This is a genomic window from Pseudomonas sp. Ant30-3, from assembly GCF_000690905.1.
Classification (GTDB): domain Bacteria; phylum Pseudomonadota; class Gammaproteobacteria; order Pseudomonadales; family Pseudomonadaceae; genus Aquipseudomonas.
The window spans coordinates 41,550-59,032 of sequence record NZ_JMCL01000056.1 but is presented as its reverse complement, the minus strand read 5'-3'; the positions used below and the strand labels follow the sequence as shown (position 1 = coordinate 59,032).

Sequence of the window (17,483 nt, the reverse complement as noted above, 5' to 3'; positions counted from 1 at the left end):
TTTAGGTAAGAGCAGTCTTATATTCGGCCTGTTTGTGCAGGCCGAACAGCCTGCGAGAACCAACCTTTCATAGCGAGCCCGTGTGCTGCGCTGCAGAGTTTATCGTCGGCAACACAGTAAGGTAGGGGTTGTTCAAAGGAACGTCATTGAACAGCCGAAGAGGGTCATTCAGAAGGTAGCCATGCAGCCTGCGTGATTTGCGCGGTCCGGTGACTTCACAGGTCCAGATGTTCAGGCCGTTCTCCTGCTTTCGGTGCAACTCAAGCTTCTCAAAGCGCTTTTGCACCCACTGCCAGTCTGCCGTCTTATCTTCTTTTGCGAAGACGGCTGACTGTGGGTGTTCCTGTGCGTAACGTTGAAACAACCCAGGACTCACCAAGTACACGGTATTGGCGACGGTATGCACCAGAGCTCTCGCGTCATTGATGATCAGTTTGCGGCTATCGATGTGCTGGCGCAGCCAGACCATGAAATGCTCGCCTGACGGCGGTGGTCGTGAGCCTCGTTCCTGTGAGGCAGGTGCCGATGGCGTAGCAGGCACATCGGATTCTTGTTGACCTGGCGCTTGTTTGGGTTCGTTGTTGCCCGGTGGTGGCGACAGAATTGGCGCGGTATTCGGTGTGGTGAACAATTCCAATAGATCGTCCAGGCCATCCGCAGGGGCTGCGGTTGCGGCTGGTATCACTGGTGCGGATGAAGGCCTTCCGTTCACCGTCATCGTAGCGGCTTCGCCACTGGGCTGTATGCGGGCGGCAGACTCTATTGACGCAGCCTCTTCCTGCACGACCTTCACGGTGCCGCTAAACGGCGGGGGCCGCTCCCCAGTTTCCCAGATCAAGGCTGGGGCCAATCGCAGCAAGGTGAACGTATGCGACCATCCACCCTCGCTCGTGATGACTGCCTTCCAGATGGCCTTGTCATCGGCTGTTGGCTGAAGCATGCCGTGATCTTGCAGAACGTTGAATACTGCGGTGTTACTCGACGGGATCCCTTCAATGCCTTGCGAAAACAGGTGCGCGCGCAGCTTGTCTGAGACGGTCTTGCTGACAAGCCATAAGGCGTCCTGTGTCAGCCAGCCGTCCGAGGCCTGTGGCTGGTTCAACCTCAGCTCCTCCTTGAGCAGGAAGCGCAGGCCTTCAAGCAGTTTGCGTTGGAGTGCATGTTTCGGCGCAGCCATCGCCCTGGTCGGATCGCCCCCCAGCTCCTGAGCGACAGACGCACGGTCGGCCTGGGTTACGAGCTCACCGAGCATGCCGGCATGTTCATATTGGCCGGCCAGCACATACAGTAACGACGACCACAGAGCGGGATAGTCGCTGAGCCAGTCCAGGATGTGACCATCAAGCAGGCGGTTGTAGAGTAGCCCAGTCGCAGCACTGTGCAGCCGGTACTCACGCTCCTTGCGGTAGCGGAAGCGGTACGGATGCAACAATGGTCCGTGCCAGGGGTGCCAGGTGTTGCCGTCGGCATATTCCACATGAAGGTCGACGGCGATCTTGCCTATATCGTGCAGGAGCGCTGCGTAGGCAATGGCGGCTGTCCAGGCTTCGGCTTGTGCTACTTGGTCCTCGGGTGTTGTGCCTGCTGGAAGAAGGTACGATTGCCGCAGCTTGAGCGCGTAGGCAACGATTTCCAGCCCGTGGTCGAGCATGCCGCCTGGATAGGCATGGTGATGGCTTTCCGACGCGGGGAATTGCTGGACCAACTCAGCGTAGTGTTCCAGTGGTGCGAGATACAGGGACCTGAACTGCTTGCGTGAGAGCGAAGTACGTTGCCAGATGTGTTCCAGCAGCTTCTGCCGGCGGGGCGTCGCCAGCAAGGATGCGGCCGACTCCGGCCGCGTCAGCCCCTTACCTTTTACAGCCGCTTCCGTGGGCGCCATCGGTGCCGACGCCGAGCGTTTTCGTTGGAACAGCGCGAACATGATGTCACCTGAAGTTGCGGTGGACGGGAGAGCCTTTTCCTTTTCCGGGTAGAGCCTTTCCCCTTGCCCCCATTCCATTGACCCTTCCCAGCCCTTTGACCTTTATCGAAGCCTTTACATGTAGCTCGGCTCGGGGAGTCGCTCTACAAGCTATCCGACACGGGGTCAGTCCTTTTTTGAGGTGAGCGCGATCCGCCTACCGGCGTTTGAAGATCTCGCCGATCTGTCTTGACGAGGAAAGGAATATTCCTTACTATCGGAAAAACTGTCATCCAAGGAGCACGCCATGCCAGCCATTCATGAACTAGCCACGCTCACATCGAAGGGCCAGATCACGCTGCCCAAGCCGATCCGTCAGGCGTTGGGCGTCGATACCGGCGGCAAGGTAGCGTTCGACCTGGGCGAGGATGGGCAGATTGTCGTCACCCGCGCGAATGCCGAGCATGAAGATCCGGCCATCGGCGCGTTTCTGAGTCTGCTGGCCCGCGATATCGAGGCTGGCCGGCATGTTCGCGGGTTGCCGGACGAACTGGCTCACGCCATGCTGATGCAGGCTGGGCATGACGTGAATCTGACCAACGAGATTGACGGCGAAGTGGCGCTCTGATGCAGCGGCATGGATGGACGCTACTCTTCCACGACTGTGTGATCGAGCAGTTGCAGAGGTTGTATACCGCCGCGCAGCGCGCGGAGCAGAATGACCCGATAGGATTTGCATCCAATGCCAACGTCAAGCTGTTCCGAGCCCTGAGCCAACTGGTGCTTGAAGTCGTTCCCGGTGAGCCGGCGCGCGATGAGTACCGTCAAGGAAACACACTGGGGCCGGAATACCGCCATTGGCGAAGGGCCAAGATCGGGAGACGATTTCAGCTGTTCTTCCGTTATGACTCGAGGGCGAAAGTGATTGTCTACGCTTGGGTCAACGATGAGAAAACGCTGCGTTCCTCGGGGAGCAAGTCCGATCCGTATGCGGTGTTTGAGAAGATGCTGGGTCGTGGAAATCCGCCAGACGACTGGGACGCATTGGTAACTGCCAGCCGGCAGAATTGGAGCAAACTGGAGTAATTGTTTAACGCGCGTAGCAGGTGATGACTATGAGCACAAGAACTCGCATCAGCAATGCAGAACGCTTTGGCCGCTGGCTCGGCCGCGGATGGCGTGCTTATGTGCGCAGAGAACGGCGGGTATCGGGATGGCTGGTTGCGCAAGGCGTGCCTCCGCCAGCGGTGGCTGTGTTGATCTGGGTCGTCAAACTCGCGGTGCTGGCTGTGTTGCTCTATACCGCTTTCTGGCTGGCTCTGCTGCTGGTGTTCGGCGTGGCTGCAGCTTGGGTGGCCCGCAATACCGATTGGGATGAGCCGCAAACTGAATGGCGGAGCGGCAATCTCGGATTTGGCCTTTACCATCCTGATGGCTCAAGGATCGATCCTCACGATCCCAACGACGAAATGTAGGAGTAACTCATTTTACTTCTTGGCGACATTCATCAGTGAGGTACCCCCTTTTCCGCCTGCCGTTTGCGCGTCCTTGCTGCCATTTACGAGGGCCTGAGTGATTGCACCGGCTTGGAAGCCTGCCCAGCCCAACGCAGTCATCCAAAACGCAGGCAGCACCAAGAACATTGTCCCCATGACGAAATTCAGCAACAGATCGCCCAAGGCATTATTCAACCCCATCACCGGATCGAAATTAGTGACGGGCCGGTTCCAACCCCAGCCCGAGCCATAGAGCGCGTCGAGGATGGTGCTGTCGATCCAGCGAGCGAGCTGGAACCAGAAGTCGACGAAAAACAGCGCGAACTGGACCACGCTGACGGTGACCACGGTCTTCAGGTCGTAGGTGCCCATCAACAGCACCAGCGGGATGCAGATCACCAAGGCCATTTTCAGCAGCGACAACACCATCGGCAGGGCCTGGCGCACCACGTCCATCGCCGGAAATGCAGGAATGGCTCCCACCGCAAGTCCCACGTCGCCCGCTGCGCGGGTAACGATGTTCGGCAGGGTCTTGTCGATCTGGCCACCATAGTCGGTGTAAACCGTTCCCTGATTGAGCTTCTGTTGGCGCGGGGAGGCGATCGCACGGATCACCGAGTCATCAACCTCGCTACGGCTCAGAAAGCCTGCCCAGCCGGCCAGGCGTGTAAGCAAGCTGGGATCGACCTGGCCCAGCAGACGTGCCCGCAGACCATTGCCATTGTCGCTCCACCATTGCTGGCAGGTCGGGTAGCCGCCCCCGCCGGGCACCTGCGCAAGGCCCGCGTCGCGGTCAGTGTCATAGGGCCAGGCATCGCGCGGCGTGCGTGAGTGGTAGGTGTCATAGTAGCCGCCAGTGTTGACGAAGTAGGTCGAGCCGATCCAGGTCACGTCATGCATCTGCGCGTCGTCGAGTTGGGGGCGACTCATGAACAATTTCGCCCTGGCGGGTCCATAGCAGTCGTGGGTGAAGTCCGCCACGTCCTGCGCAAGGACAGGGTCGTCAATGCGCGTGGCGTTGATCTCCATCCTCATTTGCCGCAGATCTGTTCCGCACGGGATCGCTGCCACCGAGGCCCCCGTCACCGCACGCGAGAGTGCATGCATGAATACCCACCACACCGGCACCTTGGCGCTCTGGTTGTTGAGCGTGCTGAATGACTGCGACCAGCCGGTATCAGTAGGTTGCGGAACATTAACCTGGCACTGTGCCGATCGCGCCTGGTCGTACTTGATCGTGCCGAGGTTAATATCGATAAACGGGATGCCAGCGAACATCAGCACGACGATGGCCACCCAGATGCGGTTCTCGATGCGCATCGAGGACAGGACGCCCTTGTTGCCTTCGTCGGCCCCTTCAGTACGTGCTTTGAGCCATTCCTGGATAATAATGGCTATAAAGGGAATGGCGAACACGCCGCTGGAAACCAGCACCGCCCAGATGCCGTTGTGGACGATCCAGCCCACGAGGGTCAGGTAATACTCCAGATAGTCAGTGGTGAAAAGCGTCATGTTCGAGGTCTCCCGTTAGACCGCCTGCATCAGCAGGCTGGCCTCCAGTGCGACGATCGCGATGACGCCGGCGATCTCGGTACGTAGCAGCCGGTGCCGTGCCGAGGCATCAGACTCGCGTGTCAGCAGCCGACGGCGCAGCCACACCCAGCCATAGGCAGTTGTCCAATAGAGACAGAGCCGCCACAACAGGAAGTAACCAGCCGCGTCCGCCAGCCAGCGTTCCCAGCCGACAATGCTGCCGACCAGGTAGAGGCCGGCGATGTTGGCTGCCATTGCCAGCGCAACGAGCAGCAGGGTCCACAGCAATGTCCTGGCGACGCGCCTGTTGAACAGCCAGCGCGGCTGCAGCCATCCTGCGTTCATGGCGTGCCTCCTGGATGGGAGCGCTGTAACTGGTCGAGGCGATCTGGCACCGGGTCGCCCTCGTAGATACCACGCGAGCCCGACGCGCGCGTGCCATGGCGTTGAATGATCGTCATCGGCGAGTTGTTCGCCAGCTCGCGCCTGATCTCCAGTTCGGTTTTGAGGTTAAGGATCTCGCGGTCGAGTGTGTCGCTTTCATGATTGACCGCATCGACGGCCAACTGGTTGACCGCGACATTGGGTTCTTTCTTTCCGGTCAGCAGCGTGCGCTGCAGCAGCAGAGCCTTCTCCAGTACCGACGCCAGCGCCACCTCGGACGCCAGGCGGTGGGCGAGGACATCTTGGTCGGGCTCGTCACGTAGGGCTTCGATAACGCCGCGGGTAACCGGCAAGGATGTACTGCCGGCTGCGCGCAAGTTCTCAGCGGTGGTATGGCGGGCGCCGCTGATCAATTCCTGCAGCGTTTCCAGCTTGGTCTCGTACTCTTCCTGAATCAGCGGCGTCAACCCGACGCCTGGCACGGTTTGGGTCTTGGTGCAGGTCTCGCAGGTGCGCTGCTCCTGTTCGCCGAGCACGCGTGTGGCCCAGTCGGTGGCCGCTTGCGGCGACGACCAGGTCTGACAGGCCAGGCTATTACAGCTCGTCGGCTCGATGGATGTTGGGTCGGTTGCACTGCGGCCATTGACCAGGTTGTAGCCGGCACGCGTTACGTCGCTGATCACTTTGATCGACGGCTGGCCGGCACCGCCAGCATTGCCGCCGCCCACCCAAGGCACGCCATCCTTGCCCCGGCTGGTTTCAGCCTGTTCGATGGCCGACACCGCGTCAGTGCTCGCCACCGCCTGGCGCAACGCCATGCCCTCGGCGAGCTGGCTCCAGTCCATCTGGCCGCCTGCCGTGTCGGCCATCTTCTCGGCCATCGCGCGGCAGGTCAGTTTGGAACGATCAAAATCGAGCCTGGCCTGAAGAATACCGTTGGTCAACAGGTTGTAGAGGCCGGGGTCTGCCCGCTGAATGATCAGCGCCGGCAACGATGCGACCGCGCTCGTCGCGTTCTGGATCACGCTGCTCATGATGTTCTGAAAACCATTGGTGAGGCCGTTGAGCTGGTTCTGGATCGTGGTGCTGATGTTCATGTCGCCGCACATCAGGTTGCTGTTCCAGCCCGCGCCCACACCGAGCGAATGCATGCCGGCCGCGCGGCTCATGGATACCGCGCTGCCGCCACCAATTGAATACATGAGGTCGTCGCCAATCACGCTGCCGCTGTTCTGGAAACCGTCGGTTTGGGCCGATACCAGGTTGCTGACCAGCACCAGCGCGCTGGCCAGCAGGGCCACCTGCCACCGCAACGGCAATTGGTGGAAGAGGGTGACAGGACGCTTCATTGTTTTCCCCTCAGTTGAAGTCTGTACTGCCGAGGAACGTCTGCCCGCGGCGTTCGCAACAGCTGTATGGGCGCCAAAGCGCCCAGGCATAATCACCTTGCTGGGCCTGGGTCAGCGGTTCGCTGTGGGGGAACACCACGCAGCTGTTGGAAAGACGCGGGGTGAGTTCCTGCCACTTGCCGGTCGAGGCATTGCTTTCCACCAGCGCGCCGGCCGGCCAGTAACCGGGCTGCGAGTTCGCGAGCAGTGGCTGGTAGACATGCAATTGCCCCTGCCGGGTGACGATGTCGCCGGCGCGTTGGGCGACCACGGCACCGGCCTTGTAATCGTCGGTCTGATGCAGAAATCCGCCGCGCGGATAGACGGCACCCCACAGGTTGAACGTGCTGCGCGCGCCGATCTCGCGCATGCCCGGAATCAGGGCCTCTGGGTACACGGCTTCGGGCACGTTGTAGCGCCAGGCCACGGTGTCGAGCGTGCTCAGCAGGTACGGCATGAACGCGGTGCCGGCACCTTTGCAGGCGTAACCTGAGGTGCTGGCAAATTGGCCGAACACATGACCGCCGGGATGGCCGATCACGTCGGCGTTCTTGAACTTCGCCATGTTGCTTTCATTGTCATGGTTAGTCGTGCCGTCGCCGCCTGCCTGGGCCGTCACGTTGGGGGCGCTCATGGCCCGCACTTCGATCCACGGGTTCTCACCGGTGTTGGAGTAATTCGAAACCACGGCATCCGGAATGTAGTGGCGCACCTTGGTGGAGCTCCGCACCGAGCAGCCGAACGGCGTGCAGAATAGCCAATAGCAGATCCCTACCACTCGGTATTCCAGGCACGATGGGGACAAAGTGGAAGACACGATGGTCGCGGTGTTGAGCGCGAACGATGACGAGGCGGTCGCCAATAAAATGGTGGCGATGCCGGTACGCCGAAGACGGGCACACTTCATGGTTGAGTCCTCCGGTAGGCCTCGATGCGTGCGATTGCCTTGGCGACGTCCGGCTCGCCATAAACTACGTAGCGTTGATCCATAACGATGGCGGGGAGGGTGGTAATGCCCAGGCTCCAGGCATCGGTCACGTCCTGGTAGGTCCTGGCCAGACGTTGTTGCAGCGCGGGGCCGCCGTGCTTGAGGCGCTGCTGTACCAACAGTGATGCTTGCTGGACATCACGTGGAAGATCGGTCGACAGTTCGGCTTCAATACGCGCGGGTGCATCCAGTTCGATCAGTCGGTCAGGTGTACCTTGCACGGGATGTTGGCGGTCGGTGATGACCCAGATATCCATTGCACTAGCCGCAGAGGCATACAGCGCTATGACCAAGGCCAGGCACCTGATCGGGCTGGGGGGAAGAGAACACAACATGGCGCAGCATCCGGTGGTTCATGACCTCGGTAGTGCAACGCATCGCGCTTAACGCGACGACAAACAATCGGAATTGGGAGGTGCCCGGTTTCCATGCGCCGATGAATCGCGGTATTTCGTGGACAGCAGATACCCCATCGAAAGCATCGCTTCCGATGGGGTGTTGGAGCGTCAGCAAGCTGGCGCGAAGAGGATCAGATCAATCCGTGTTCGGCGAACGAATAAGGATCGCCTTTCCCGATGATGAAGTGATCCAGCAGACGGATATCGACCTGTCCCAATATCTCCTTCAATCGCTGGGTCAACGTTTCGTCCGCCGTACTGGGTTCAGTGCAGCCGGAAGGATGATTGTGGCAGAGCACCAGAGCGGCGGCGTTATGGTCCATACAGCGCTTGAGCACCACCCGTGGATAGACGCTCGCGTTGTCGATAGTGCCTTGGAACAAAGGCTCGTAGGCCAGCACCTGATGCTTCGAATCGAGGAACACGGCGCCAAAGACTTCATGCGGCTGTGCTGCGATTTTCAGCTGCAGGAAATTGCGCACATCCTCCGGGCTTTGCAGCGAGGGGCCACGAGTGAACACTCGCTGCTCAAGGATGAGCAACGCCTGTTCGATGATTTGGTCGTCGTCCGGTGTGCCGACGGGATTGAGTGAAGCATTACCACTGATCATGGAGAGGGATGTGGACATGGGAACCTCCTTTAGGAATTGGAGGCAGCCGTCCCTGGAGGGCGGACCCTCCGGGACAGTGACGATAGGCATCCGCCACCGCTTGCGCGGATGGCCGTTCGCTCGGGGGATGCGTGGCGAACTGGCGTGCAGTCAACGCGGTCGAAACCGCGCCATAGCCTTGAAGACTGCGAGCTATCTGGGCATGTCGCCGACGACGTCGGCAGGCATTTGGTGATGAGGTTGTGCTGCGTTTGGCGCTGTACCGTTGGCAACCAATAGGTCCAAGGCCGACAGCAATGCGTCGTCTTCGGCCGGGCCGGCCAGGGTCAGTGACTGGCCGCTGTGGTGGTCGATCAGGCGCAGGGTCGGGGTAGCGCTCACGCCGTTGTGGCGTGCTTCGTTGGCCTGCCCCTGGATGACGGCATCGGGCCGCTCACTGGCGAGGCAGGCTTGCACGGTGGGGTCCTGGCCGGGGTACTCGGTGTCGGGCGGCAGGCCCTGGCCGTCGCTGCGGGTGTGCTGGTAAATCCAGCTGATGGCTTGCCAGAACGCGTCATGGCCGTGGGACTCGCCGATGCATTCGGCCAGACGCGCCTGTCGGGTCGCTGCCGGCTCGTGCATGGCTAGCGGCAGGTGGTGCCATTGCAGATTCACCTCCGGGTGCTGGTCGATCCAATGCCGCAGAATGGGATCATAGGCCTTGCAGTACGGGCATTCGAGGTCGGCGTATTCGACAATGGTGAAGCGCGCATTCGCGGGGCCATAGCGCCAAGGTGGGCCGGCTGGGAGCTGGGCAGCGGTAGCGTCCGACGTGTGGGTCGTCTCATGCGACTCGTCGGCCCACGACCAAAACCAGAGCACGAGCAGGACAGCAATCACCCAGCCCAGCAGCCAGACCCCGCACGGCCACCGACGGTAGAGGAGAAGAGTGGGCGAAGGCATGGCGGGCTCCTCGACGTCAATCAAACAGGTCGTAGCGCAGCGGCTCGATGCCCCGCGCCCGGTCGATCTGGTCGGCAACCCGTAGCGCGGCTTCCAGTTCACTGATGCCGTGCTGCTGCATCAACTGAAAACGTTCGGCCTTCTCTTCGGGTTCCGTCATTGCCAGCGCCAGGTACAGGCTGGGCGGTACCGCACGGAACAGCAACTCCATTGATTTTGACAAAATCACCCCTTCCGTGAATTTTCCGGCTTCCTTGCGCGCGGACAGCATCAGGGCCTTCTGCGAGGCGTTCAGTTCGCGGAACCGGGCAATCTTCTCCACCTCGTCCGGCGGCATGCTCAGGCAAATCCACCACTCGATCATGTTGAGCATGGGCTCGGCGGCTTTCGGCAAATCGTCCAGGTTCTGCGTTGCCAGCCAGTACCAGGCGCCCAGTTTTCGCCACATCTTGGTGATCTTGACCACGTAGGGCGCGAGCAGCGGGTTCTTGGTGATGATGTGGCCTTCATCGGTGACATTGATGATCGGGCGGCCGAGGAACTGGTCGCGCTCGGCGATGTTGTTGACGGTGTTGATCAGCGAGATATAGGCAATCGACAGCTGCGCGTTGTAGCCCTCGCGCGCGAACGTGGCCAGGTCGACAATCGTGATATCGGCCTCCGGCCAGGGCGTCCCCGGCCTGTCGAACATCTCACCGTCGACGCCTTGACAGAACATGTCCATCGCATCGGCCATTTCCAGCAGACGGGTACGACGTGTCTCGGGCAACGTCGAATCGCAACCGCGTTCGCGCAGCGCATTGCGCACATCACGGGTCAGTACCGTGCGTTTTTCTATTACGCAGCGATGGGCGGCCTCGAGGATGCACTGGCGGATCAGGCTGCGATCGGCGCGGGTCATCCTGGCTTCCTCTTTGTCTTCCCCGCCGGTGATCATCAATCGCGCGGTGATTTCCAGTTCACCCAGCACGTCGCGTTGCTCGTCAGCACTGGCATCGCCCTCGGCGGATTCTTCATCGAGCGCGTCGGCATCAAGTGTCTGGACCTGGCTGGGTGTGTCGACCAGACGCCAGGCGTCGGCGAAGGGTGCAAGGCTCACGCCTGCGCCGGGCGAAAGCCTGACGCGATGCACCGTCAGCCCCAGGCGCGCGGCGAACTCACCGTAGAGGCCAAAGCTGTTACCGGCTTCCACGATGAACAGCCGTGGCCGGTAGATGGCGGTGATCTGGTTGAGGATGTTGTTGAGCGTGGCCGACTTGCCTGAACCGGTGGGGCCGAACAGGAACAGGTGTGCATTCATCTGGCGGTCGAGTCGGTTCAACGGATCAAAGGTGATGGTGCCGCCGCCACGGTTGAAGAAGGTGATCCCGGGGCGGCCGGTGCCGGCACTGCGGCCCCAAGTCGGTGCCAGGTTGGCTACATGCTGCGCGAACATGAGCTGCGTGTACCACTGACGTTTGTCTTTGCCCGGGTCATAGACACAGGGCAACCAGCGCAGGTAGCTGTTGAGCGGCGCGACTTCATCCTCTTCGCGTACCGGTTGCAGCCCCGCGTTGAGCAGGACGTTGCCCAGTTGCAGACCGCGGGTATCGAGGTCTGCCATGTCCTGACCCCGCAGGTAGAACGCCAGCGAGGCGCGATACAGCTTGTGTGCACTGCCAATCAGCCCGCGCGCCTGCTGGACGTCCTTCAATGCCTGTTCCGAGGCCAGGGTTTCACCAACTGCCTTTTTCGCCAGGTGATTCAGGTGCGCCTCGAGGATGTCCTGCGGCGTGACGACCATCGTCAGGCACATCACGGTGTCTTCGGGCATCTGATCCATCAGGGCGTTGATCGCATCACCGCCCTTGCGGGTTTCCCCGGTGATGTGCCCGGTGTTGGGCGGCGTGCGCAACCGGTCGACAACAACGGTCCGGTGGGGCAGGTCGTCGAAGTACCACAGGCCGTTTTCGACGTCAGAGCGGGGCAGGCCGAAAAACAGGCGCTGCGCGAAATCCGTACCACTGGCCAGTTCCAGCTCGCCGGGTTCGGACTCCGTCGGATAGGACGTGAGGCGGTAGAAGCGTTCGCGGTCTTCTAACGTGGGGCCGAGCATTGTCGGCCGGGGGTTGAACCAGAGTACCAGCCAGGCATGAATATCTGCCGCCTGCAGGCGACGGGCGCGTATGCCCGCATTGGACAGGCCCCCGAGCAGCCGGTCGCAAATGACATTCAATGCCTGCTCGGGGGATTGCCCGCGTCGGGCGGGCGTACTCCCAGCACGCCGATACACCACCAGGCGGACGCGGCGCGTTTGGCCGCGCCAGGGTAACTTGGTGACTGTGCGGTCCTCGAACAGGCCGCCCTGCTTGGTAACGGCCCGCAGATGGTGACCGAAAAAGCGCAGGTAGAACTCGCTGAAGGCGCTGCCCTGTGCCCGTGGCTGGAGGTAGCTGCTCAGGGAGGCAAGGTACGGGTTCCAGTCGGTCTCGTCCTGAGCGTAGAGCTGCATCACCCAGGGCGAGTCATCCAGTTCATCGAAACTGTCCTGTAGCGCGTTTTCCAGGGCGTCGCGCGCCTGGGCAAGCCAGGCTGCCTCACGGCCCTCCGTACCGACGGGCATCAATTCAAAAAATGCCGCGACGGAGACGCCGTCTTCGAGCAGCATGCATTTTGAATCGGGCAGGTATTCGACCCAGGGCAACAGATCAGCGAATGAGGGCGCGACGTCATAAAGCGCCTGCTCGTCGGCCTGTGTTGCAGGACGCCGCCGCGCGGCACCGGGCTTGCCCGGCGCCGGAATGCCGTGCGCCTGCAGTTCGGCAACATGGCGCTCCCAGGCATCCGGGGTTGGCCTGTCTGCCTGAGCCGCCTCAGGGACGCGGGAGAATGGCCAGCGCATCAGTAATCCTCAACCCGCTCACCGGGCATGGCGTACTGGACTCGCTGGTACAGGGGAAAGACGGTCGTGTACCCGGGAACGGGAGCGGGATCAGTGCCTGCCAGATGGGGGAAGACGTACATCACAAGGTCCGGATTGGGCAGGCGGTGGAACTGCCGGTAGATCTCGTTCTGCGCGGTACGGGTATAGCTTGCGTTGACAGTCGGCGCCGCGTTCACATCGTCTTGCGTGAGTGACCGGCGCAGCGACTGCCGGGCGTCCAGCAACTGCTGGGCACTCTGCCCGCCACGCGCGGCACCGCCGGTCTCCTCGTTCCAGATATCGAGCATGGTGTTGCCGTCATGCGGCAGCATCTTTTCCTTGCTGGTCGAGCAGCCGGCCAAGGCCACGGCCACCATGAGGACCGTCAGGCCGTTAATCCAGATCCTGCGCATGGGGAGCTCCTCCTAAACGGTGATCGACGCGACGACCTTTGGGGGCGTAGTCGATGGTGAGGGGTTGTTCGAGATGGACGGCGACCTGGGCGCCGGGCTTGACGTAGACGGCTGCGAAGGCCTGCCCGTAGAGCTTGTTCACCCACTGCGACATGTCCTGCACACCGCCCGCGAGGATGCGGCCCACCGCTTCGTTGCCGGTAATACCCACGGTGCCCATTGAACCGTTGTTGGCCACCACAGCGACGCTGTCGTTGTCCGATTTGATCAGCGATGCGATGCCGGCACCCGCCGCCGTAATCAGCGCCTGACTGCTGAGGTACTGCTGGGCGTTGCTGCGGCGTTCACCTGAAACGCACGGGATGCCATAGGGATCGCTGATCCAGCCCAGGCCCTCCTGGGTAGCGTTGCTGCCCCTGTTGTCCTGCTGCTGGTTGCCACCGCGCTCGCCCTCTTCGGGCACGGTGCGGATGGTGCCGTCATGGAACACGAACGTCACACTGCGGACCTGGCCGCGCACGCAGGACAGCGTCCAGTCGCCTGATGCGGTACCGCTGACCACCGCGCCGGACACCTCGGGGAGGTCGATGCCGTTGGCGGTGAGGTTGTCGGGACCAATGAGGACCTTGAACGGGTAGGGGTCATTCACCGTACCGTCCACTGGCACGCGCCCGATCAACGCAGTCATCGCAATCGAGCCCATCAGCGTCGCGTTGGTTGGTACGGTGTAAACCGGCGTTGCGGTGGACACACCCGCCGCCTTGCTGCCAGCTTCCACGACGGTCTCCCGGGTCGCTTCCAGCGTTTTCTGCGCGGGCCCGAAACGGGTGGGGAAGCTGAAGCTGTCGCGCTTGCCGGAGGCGCTACTTTTGCCATCGCGCCTGGCATCGTCCGGTTCAATCCAGTGAATACCGTCACTGCCGAGTCCATCGCCGTCCCCGGGTTGCAGGCCCAGACCGATGGGAAGGTCGGCATCGCCACGCTGACTGGACAGCCCTTCGATTTGGCGCTGCAGGTCTTGCAGCAAGCCCTGAGCTTGCTGCCGCTCGCCGGAGACCTGTTCACGGTCGTTGCGCAACTGGTTACGTTCGGTCTCCAGCGCACTCTGAATGCGCCGGTCAATTGAGCCTTCACGCTGACGCAACCGCTCGTTTTCAGACTTCTGCGTTTTGTTGTCCACCATCGCACCCTGCAATTCGGTACGCAGTTGTTTGACCTGACCTACCAGCGTCGCCACGGTGTCGCGGGGCGTGTCGCCCTCGATACCCAGTGCCTTTGCCTCTTGCGACGTCAGCCGGGGAGTGCCGTCATTGACCGGTTGGACGTTACCGCCGGAAAACAGCTTGATCCCGACGAACACCAGCAAGAGCGCCATGGGCACCATCAGCCACTTCAGCAGACCGTTACCTTTCATGACGAACTCCGTCCTTCGGGGCAGGCGTTGAGGGGGGCGGCAGATTCAGCGCCGCATTGATCGGGCTCACTCTCGGCAGCAGAGATTCGGCCACGCCATGCCCTCGGGTCACCAGGTAAACCACCGAGGTGTCTTCCGGGGTACCGACAGGGCCCAGGGCTGAATGCTGAAACGTTGCGGTCATGAAATCACCCTGCAGTTCGCGCGGATCCAGGGCGAGCCAGCGGGTCGACCTGTTGACCAACCTGACGGCGGTCACCCACAGATCATCCAGCCGCCAGGCGGCGATGGCTCTGGCCTGAACGGGCAGGGTGGGCAGCAGCGCGTCTAGGGGCAGATGGCGGCGCAGGTTTACGCGCGTCACGCCAGGAATAGACCCGACTGTGCGCAGTGGGGCGTACAGGTTCTGCGCGGCGTAGCGGGTCAGCACCACGGGCACAGGCGTTTCATGGGCGGCGCGAGGCGGGGCGGTTGTGTCGACACTGCCATGACTGCCCTGGGGTGTTTCCGTCTGGCCGTAGCGTTGAGCAGGGCCCTCAGCCTCAACAATACGCACCGGCTCCATCGCCGCCTGACCTGTCACAGCGGGCTCGGCCGCGATGTCCAGCAGGATCAGTGTCCCGTTGTCAGCATCTTGCAGTTGCAGGCGTGTTGGTTCGATGGGCTCACTGGCGCGCAGATAGAGTGCACCACCGGCACTTTGTACCCGCAGGCGTCCGGCGAGTGAAGCAGGCACACCCACGCGGACGTTGCGGTCGATGAACACGATCCGCTCCTGATCCACGACCAGGGAGACCGCCAGGGGCAGGCGTTCCCAGTGCAGGAACTCTACGGCGTGGGCTGCTGGCGACAACACAACGGTGAGCAGCAAACTGAAGGCACAGAGCAGGTGTTTCATGGCGTCTCTCCCATAGCGGCACCCAGCCCGCCCGGCGTTGTGCTGGCAGGCGTGACAGGTTCGGGGGTGGTGATGCGTTGCGGCGCGCCGCTGTAGCAGTCCAGGGCCAGGCCGAAAGGGTTGCGCTCGGGGTCGACGTCCACCCGTACGACCTTGAGCGGGTAACGAACCAGCGCTCGCTTGACCTGCTCGGCGCCGTAGTACTCATCCGCCGTCACATCAAGCGTGACGATCCAGTCGCGGTCGGAGACGACTTTCACCCGCTGGGTCGGGTTCTCGCCGTAGCCGCGCCCCGGGATCTCATAGAGGCCTCGTACTCGCTGACGCAACTCACCTGCCGTACGGCGGTATTCATAGTCATTGCGCAGAAAGGTCTGGCAGGCGGGGGTGAAGTAGGGCGCCAGTACATGAATGTTGCGCGCATAGTCTTCGTCACCGTTGGTGGGCCAGCGCTGGAGTTGCTGCCAGATGTAGAACGAGAAGGCATAGACGCTTTCGGGTGGCACTTCCCACCATTTCCGGGTACTGCCGGAGCGCAGGTCTGGCGGGACGTGCACGGTCAGGTCACGCGGTGCGCTCCACCAGCCGCCGCCCATCACCAAGGCGATAACAAGTAGTGCGCCAAGCCCCAGCCGCAAGGTCTTGATGTGCGACTGGAGGTGAGTGATTTCGTTCTTGAACCGGCTCACGCTGCCTTGCTCCTGCGCGTGCTCCAGTAACCCGATCGGATCACTAACGCGTGCGCGCCCACAAAAGACGCTAAGGCTGGATGACGCTGTGCAATACGCCACTGCAGTTGGCGATACAGCCAGGTATCGGGCCTGCCACGTTTCTGGCGACGCAGCATGCCTCCACCTGCAAACACCCCGGCAGCGATGCCCAGCATGATGGCCGTGGGCACGATGGCGATCGTCGAAAATACAAAGGCCAGCGGCACGCCAACCACCAGGCTGCCTGCCGCCGACAGCCCGGCGCAGATCCACAGCTCATCCGCGGTAAGGCCGCGGACGACCACGGGGTGACGGTTGAGACGGTGTGGAAGAAACACCACCGTCCCGTCAGGCCGAATGTCCTGATGCGTGCTCATGGCATGACTCCTAGAGCACGCCGGTGGCTTCAGTGAGCAGCCAGACACCAACGACCAGCAGGACGGCGCCCACGGCCACCGTCAGGCCGAATTGCCCCCAGGTTTTGCGGCCCGTGTGGATTTCCGCATAGGTACCGTAGGCGTGGTAGCAGACACCGACAAACATCGAGGCGACCACCAGCAAGGCGACGAGCATCACGATGTCGTAACCGTAATTGCGCAGCGTCTCCATGATGCCCGAGCCGGTGCCCCGTGATGGGTCTTCCAGTGTTGGGAGATCGGCCTGGGCAAGCGATGGCAGCATAGCGAGTGTGGATGCCGTGGCCAGGACGGCCATACGTGCCGAATGCAAGCGATGCGAGAGCGGGTTCATGATGTGAGCCTTTGCGTTAGGAGAGCAGGAAAAAAGTCAGCACGACGTACATCGCGATAAATTTCACCGCAACGCCGAGGAACTGACGCTGGGAAATCCGCTGTTCCGACCAGCCGACATAGGCTGTGCGCAGGGCCCATACGCCCCACAGCAGCAGGACTGCGAACACGACACCGAGCAGTACGCCGGCGACAGCAGAGGGGGTGAAGCCTGCATTGGCCTGAAAGGCGGCAAGCTGGTTGGCGTTCATCGGTCATCCCCCTGTTCGGCGTCCTGGCGGTAATCGCCAAGCAGTGCCGAGGGATCGCGTGGCTGTGCACGCTGGGGCGTCAGGTAGTCGTTGATGCCCGACCGCATGCGCTGCAGGTCGGCGTCCAGACGCCGATAGTCGAAGTGATAGCGGGATCGTGACTCGGGGGCGGTGCTGGCGGATTGTTTGGCCAGACGGTCAAGCAGGTCGAGCTGGCGGGCGACGGCCGCCAGGTGTTCACGCTCATACCCATCGTCAGCTGCGGCGGCGAGCTGAGTGATGAAGATACTGGTGAGCAGCAGCGCTACGACAGGACGTCGCCATGCGTAAGCCGAATTGTGAAACCTTGCCATTGCGCCATTTCCGATGGACTCGAATGGCTCGATGCTGCGGGGATGGCTGGTGGAAAGCCGCAAACAATGGGGAGTTACTCCTCACCACTTTCCTTACATACATTTTTTCGGTGGTGTTGCGTTGTGCATTCTGAAGAGAGTGGTATGGGC

Annotated in this window: 20 protein-coding genes; 3 read left to right on the top strand and 17 right to left on the bottom strand. The window is 61.7% G+C overall.

Features of this window, described 5'->3' with window-relative positions; translation table 11 throughout:
* Window positions 1-67: 67 nt before the first annotated feature.
* Window positions 68-1,924 carry a MobH family relaxase gene (mobH, locus tag DU29_RS0114280; RefSeq protein ID WP_028622333.1) on the bottom strand — a complete coding sequence of 619 codons (1,857 nt, stop codon included), beginning with the start codon at window positions 1,922-1,924 and terminating at the stop codon, window positions 68-70.
* A 286-nt stretch (window positions 1,925-2,210) separates the two neighbouring features.
* Here mobH and DU29_RS0114275 point away from each other — a divergent pair, with 286 nt between their 5' ends.
* The 3 genes from DU29_RS0114275 to DU29_RS0114265 are packed head-to-tail and all read left to right on the top strand — an operon-like array spanning window position 2,211 to window position 3,378.
* A complete protein-coding gene (locus tag DU29_RS0114275; protein ID WP_028622332.1) occupies window positions 2,211-2,531 on the top strand; it encodes a type II toxin-antitoxin system PrlF family antitoxin in 321 nt (106 codons plus the stop codon).
* Window positions 2,531-2,989 carry a type II toxin-antitoxin system YhaV family toxin gene (locus tag DU29_RS0114270; RefSeq protein ID WP_028622331.1) on the top strand — a complete coding sequence of 153 codons (459 nt, stop codon included), beginning with the start codon at window positions 2,531-2,533 and terminating at the stop codon, window positions 2,987-2,989. Before DU29_RS0114275 ends, DU29_RS0114270 begins: the two co-directional genes overlap by 1 nt.
* A 23-nt stretch (window positions 2,990-3,012) precedes the next feature.
* Window positions 3,013-3,378, top strand: a complete 366-nt coding sequence (locus tag DU29_RS0114265; RefSeq protein WP_442961305.1) for a DUF3742 family protein — start codon at window positions 3,013-3,015, stop codon at window positions 3,376-3,378.
* Between the two features lie 12 nt (window positions 3,379-3,390).
* Here the strand turns inward: DU29_RS0114265 and DU29_RS0114260 are convergent, their stop codons facing one another.
* The 16 genes from DU29_RS0114260 to DU29_RS0114185 form a co-directional block, all read right to left on the bottom strand.
* Window positions 3,391-4,911, bottom strand: coding sequence for a conjugal transfer protein TraG N-terminal domain-containing protein (locus DU29_RS0114260; RefSeq protein WP_028622329.1), 1,521 nt, complete (start codon window positions 4,909-4,911; stop codon window positions 3,391-3,393).
* 15 nt (window positions 4,912-4,926) lie between these two features.
* A complete protein-coding gene (locus tag DU29_RS0114255; protein WP_028622328.1) occupies window positions 4,927-5,277 on the bottom strand; it encodes a hypothetical protein in 351 nt (116 codons plus the stop codon).
* Entirely contained in the window at window positions 5,274-6,665 is a 1,392-nt protein-coding gene (locus tag DU29_RS0114250) for an integrating conjugative element protein (RefSeq protein ID WP_028622327.1), read from the bottom strand. The genes DU29_RS0114255 and DU29_RS0114250 overlap by 4 nt, the downstream gene beginning before the upstream one ends.
* Before the next feature lie 10 nt (window positions 6,666-6,675).
* A complete protein-coding gene (locus DU29_RS0114245) occupies window positions 6,676-7,611 on the bottom strand; it encodes a TIGR03756 family integrating conjugative element protein (protein WP_028622326.1) in 936 nt (311 codons plus the stop codon).
* Window positions 7,608-8,027: a TIGR03757 family integrating conjugative element protein gene (locus DU29_RS0114240; RefSeq protein ID WP_050483107.1), complete on the bottom strand. Its 420-nt coding sequence runs from the start codon at window positions 8,025-8,027 to the stop codon at window positions 7,608-7,610. The genes DU29_RS0114245 and DU29_RS0114240 overlap by 4 nt, the downstream gene beginning before the upstream one ends.
* Window positions 8,028-8,221: 194 nt before the next feature.
* Entirely contained in the window at window positions 8,222-8,701 is a 480-nt protein-coding gene (gene radC, locus DU29_RS0114235; protein WP_236645611.1) for a RadC family protein, read from the bottom strand.
* Between the two features lie 192 nt (window positions 8,702-8,893).
* On the bottom strand, window positions 8,894-9,664 hold the full coding sequence (locus tag DU29_RS0114230) for a DsbA family protein (protein WP_442961308.1): 771 nt from the start codon (window positions 9,662-9,664) through the stop codon (window positions 8,894-8,896).
* Window positions 9,660-12,524: a conjugative transfer ATPase gene (locus DU29_RS0114225; RefSeq protein WP_028622322.1), complete on the bottom strand. Its 2,865-nt coding sequence runs from the start codon at window positions 12,522-12,524 to the stop codon at window positions 9,660-9,662. The genes DU29_RS0114230 and DU29_RS0114225 overlap by 5 nt, the downstream gene beginning before the upstream one ends.
* Entirely contained in the window at window positions 12,524-12,958 is a 435-nt protein-coding gene (locus DU29_RS0114220; protein ID WP_028622321.1) for a TIGR03751 family conjugal transfer lipoprotein, read from the bottom strand. Before DU29_RS0114220 ends, DU29_RS0114225 begins: the two co-directional genes overlap by 1 nt.
* On the bottom strand, window positions 12,939-14,372 hold the full coding sequence (locus DU29_RS0114215) for a TIGR03752 family integrating conjugative element protein (RefSeq protein WP_028622320.1): 1,434 nt from the start codon (window positions 14,370-14,372) through the stop codon (window positions 12,939-12,941). The genes DU29_RS0114220 and DU29_RS0114215 overlap by 20 nt, the downstream gene beginning before the upstream one ends.
* Window positions 14,362-15,270: a TIGR03749 family integrating conjugative element protein gene (locus DU29_RS0114210; RefSeq protein ID WP_028622319.1), complete on the bottom strand. Its 909-nt coding sequence runs from the start codon at window positions 15,268-15,270 to the stop codon at window positions 14,362-14,364. The genes DU29_RS0114215 and DU29_RS0114210 overlap by 11 nt, the downstream gene beginning before the upstream one ends.
* A complete protein-coding gene (locus tag DU29_RS0114205) occupies window positions 15,267-15,959 on the bottom strand; it encodes a PFL_4703 family integrating conjugative element protein (protein ID WP_028622318.1) in 693 nt (230 codons plus the stop codon). The genes DU29_RS0114210 and DU29_RS0114205 overlap by 4 nt, the downstream gene beginning before the upstream one ends.
* Window positions 15,956-16,357, bottom strand: a complete 402-nt coding sequence (locus DU29_RS0114200) for a TIGR03750 family conjugal transfer protein (RefSeq protein WP_028622317.1) — start codon at window positions 16,355-16,357, stop codon at window positions 15,956-15,958. The genes DU29_RS0114205 and DU29_RS0114200 overlap by 4 nt, the downstream gene beginning before the upstream one ends.
* Before the next feature lie 10 nt (window positions 16,358-16,367).
* Window positions 16,368-16,730 carry a TIGR03745 family integrating conjugative element membrane protein gene (locus DU29_RS0114195; protein ID WP_028622316.1) on the bottom strand — a complete coding sequence of 121 codons (363 nt, stop codon included), beginning with the start codon at window positions 16,728-16,730 and terminating at the stop codon, window positions 16,368-16,370.
* Between the two features lie 16 nt (window positions 16,731-16,746).
* A complete protein-coding gene (locus tag DU29_RS0114190) occupies window positions 16,747-16,980 on the bottom strand; it encodes a TIGR03758 family integrating conjugative element protein (RefSeq protein ID WP_028622315.1) in 234 nt (77 codons plus the stop codon).
* Window positions 16,977-17,333, bottom strand: a complete 357-nt coding sequence (locus DU29_RS0114185; protein WP_028622314.1) for an integrative conjugative element protein, RAQPRD family — start codon at window positions 17,331-17,333, stop codon at window positions 16,977-16,979. Before DU29_RS0114185 ends, DU29_RS0114190 begins: the two co-directional genes overlap by 4 nt.
* Window positions 17,334-17,483: the final 150 nt, after the last annotated feature.

Bases quoted from the DNA above. Each gene is read 5' to 3' on its own strand.
- DU29_RS0114250 (WP_028622327.1), bottom strand. From the start codon at position 6,665: ATGAAGCGTCCTGTCACCCTCTTCCACCAATTGCCGTTGCGGTGGCAG.
- DU29_RS0114270 (WP_028622331.1), top strand. From the start codon at position 2,531: ATGCAGCGGCATGGATGGACGCTACTCTTCCACGACTGTGTGATCGAG.
- DU29_RS0114185 (WP_028622314.1), bottom strand. From the start codon at position 17,333: ATGGCAAGGTTTCACAATTCGGCTTACGCATGGCGACGTCCTGTCGTA.
- DU29_RS0114210 (WP_028622319.1), bottom strand. From the start codon at position 15,270: ATGAAACACCTGCTCTGTGCCTTCAGTTTGCTGCTCACCGTTGTGTTG.
- DU29_RS0114255 (WP_028622328.1), bottom strand. From the start codon at position 5,277: ATGAACGCAGGATGGCTGCAGCCGCGCTGGCTGTTCAACAGGCGCGTC.
- DU29_RS0114195 (WP_028622316.1), bottom strand. From the start codon at position 16,730: ATGAACCCGCTCTCGCATCGCTTGCATTCGGCACGTATGGCCGTCCTG.
- DU29_RS0114245 (WP_028622326.1), bottom strand. From the start codon at position 7,611: ATGAAGTGTGCCCGTCTTCGGCGTACCGGCATCGCCACCATTTTATTG.
- DU29_RS0114265 (WP_442961305.1), top strand. From the start codon at position 3,013: ATGACTATGAGCACAAGAACTCGCATCAGCAATGCAGAACGCTTTGGC.
- DU29_RS0114275 (WP_028622332.1), top strand. From the start codon at position 2,211: ATGCCAGCCATTCATGAACTAGCCACGCTCACATCGAAGGGCCAGATC.
- mobH (WP_028622333.1), bottom strand. From the start codon at position 1,924: ATGTTCGCGCTGTTCCAACGAAAACGCTCGGCGTCGGCACCGATGGCG.
- DU29_RS0114260 (WP_028622329.1), bottom strand. From the start codon at position 4,911: ATGACGCTTTTCACCACTGACTATCTGGAGTATTACCTGACCCTCGTG.
- DU29_RS0114220 (WP_028622321.1), bottom strand. From the start codon at position 12,958: ATGCGCAGGATCTGGATTAACGGCCTGACGGTCCTCATGGTGGCCGTG.
- DU29_RS0114215 (WP_028622320.1), bottom strand. From the start codon at position 14,372: ATGAAAGGTAACGGTCTGCTGAAGTGGCTGATGGTGCCCATGGCGCTC.
- DU29_RS0114200 (WP_028622317.1), bottom strand. From the start codon at position 16,357: ATGAGCACGCATCAGGACATTCGGCCTGACGGGACGGTGGTGTTTCTT.
- DU29_RS0114240 (WP_050483107.1), bottom strand. From the start codon at position 8,027: ATGTTGTGTTCTCTTCCCCCCAGCCCGATCAGGTGCCTGGCCTTGGTC.
- DU29_RS0114225 (WP_028622322.1), bottom strand. From the start codon at position 12,524: ATGCGCTGGCCATTCTCCCGCGTCCCTGAGGCGGCTCAGGCAGACAGG.
- DU29_RS0114190 (WP_028622315.1), bottom strand. From the start codon at position 16,980: ATGAACGCCAACCAGCTTGCCGCCTTTCAGGCCAATGCAGGCTTCACC.
- radC (WP_236645611.1), bottom strand. From the start codon at position 8,701: ATGATCAGTGGTAATGCTTCACTCAATCCCGTCGGCACACCGGACGAC.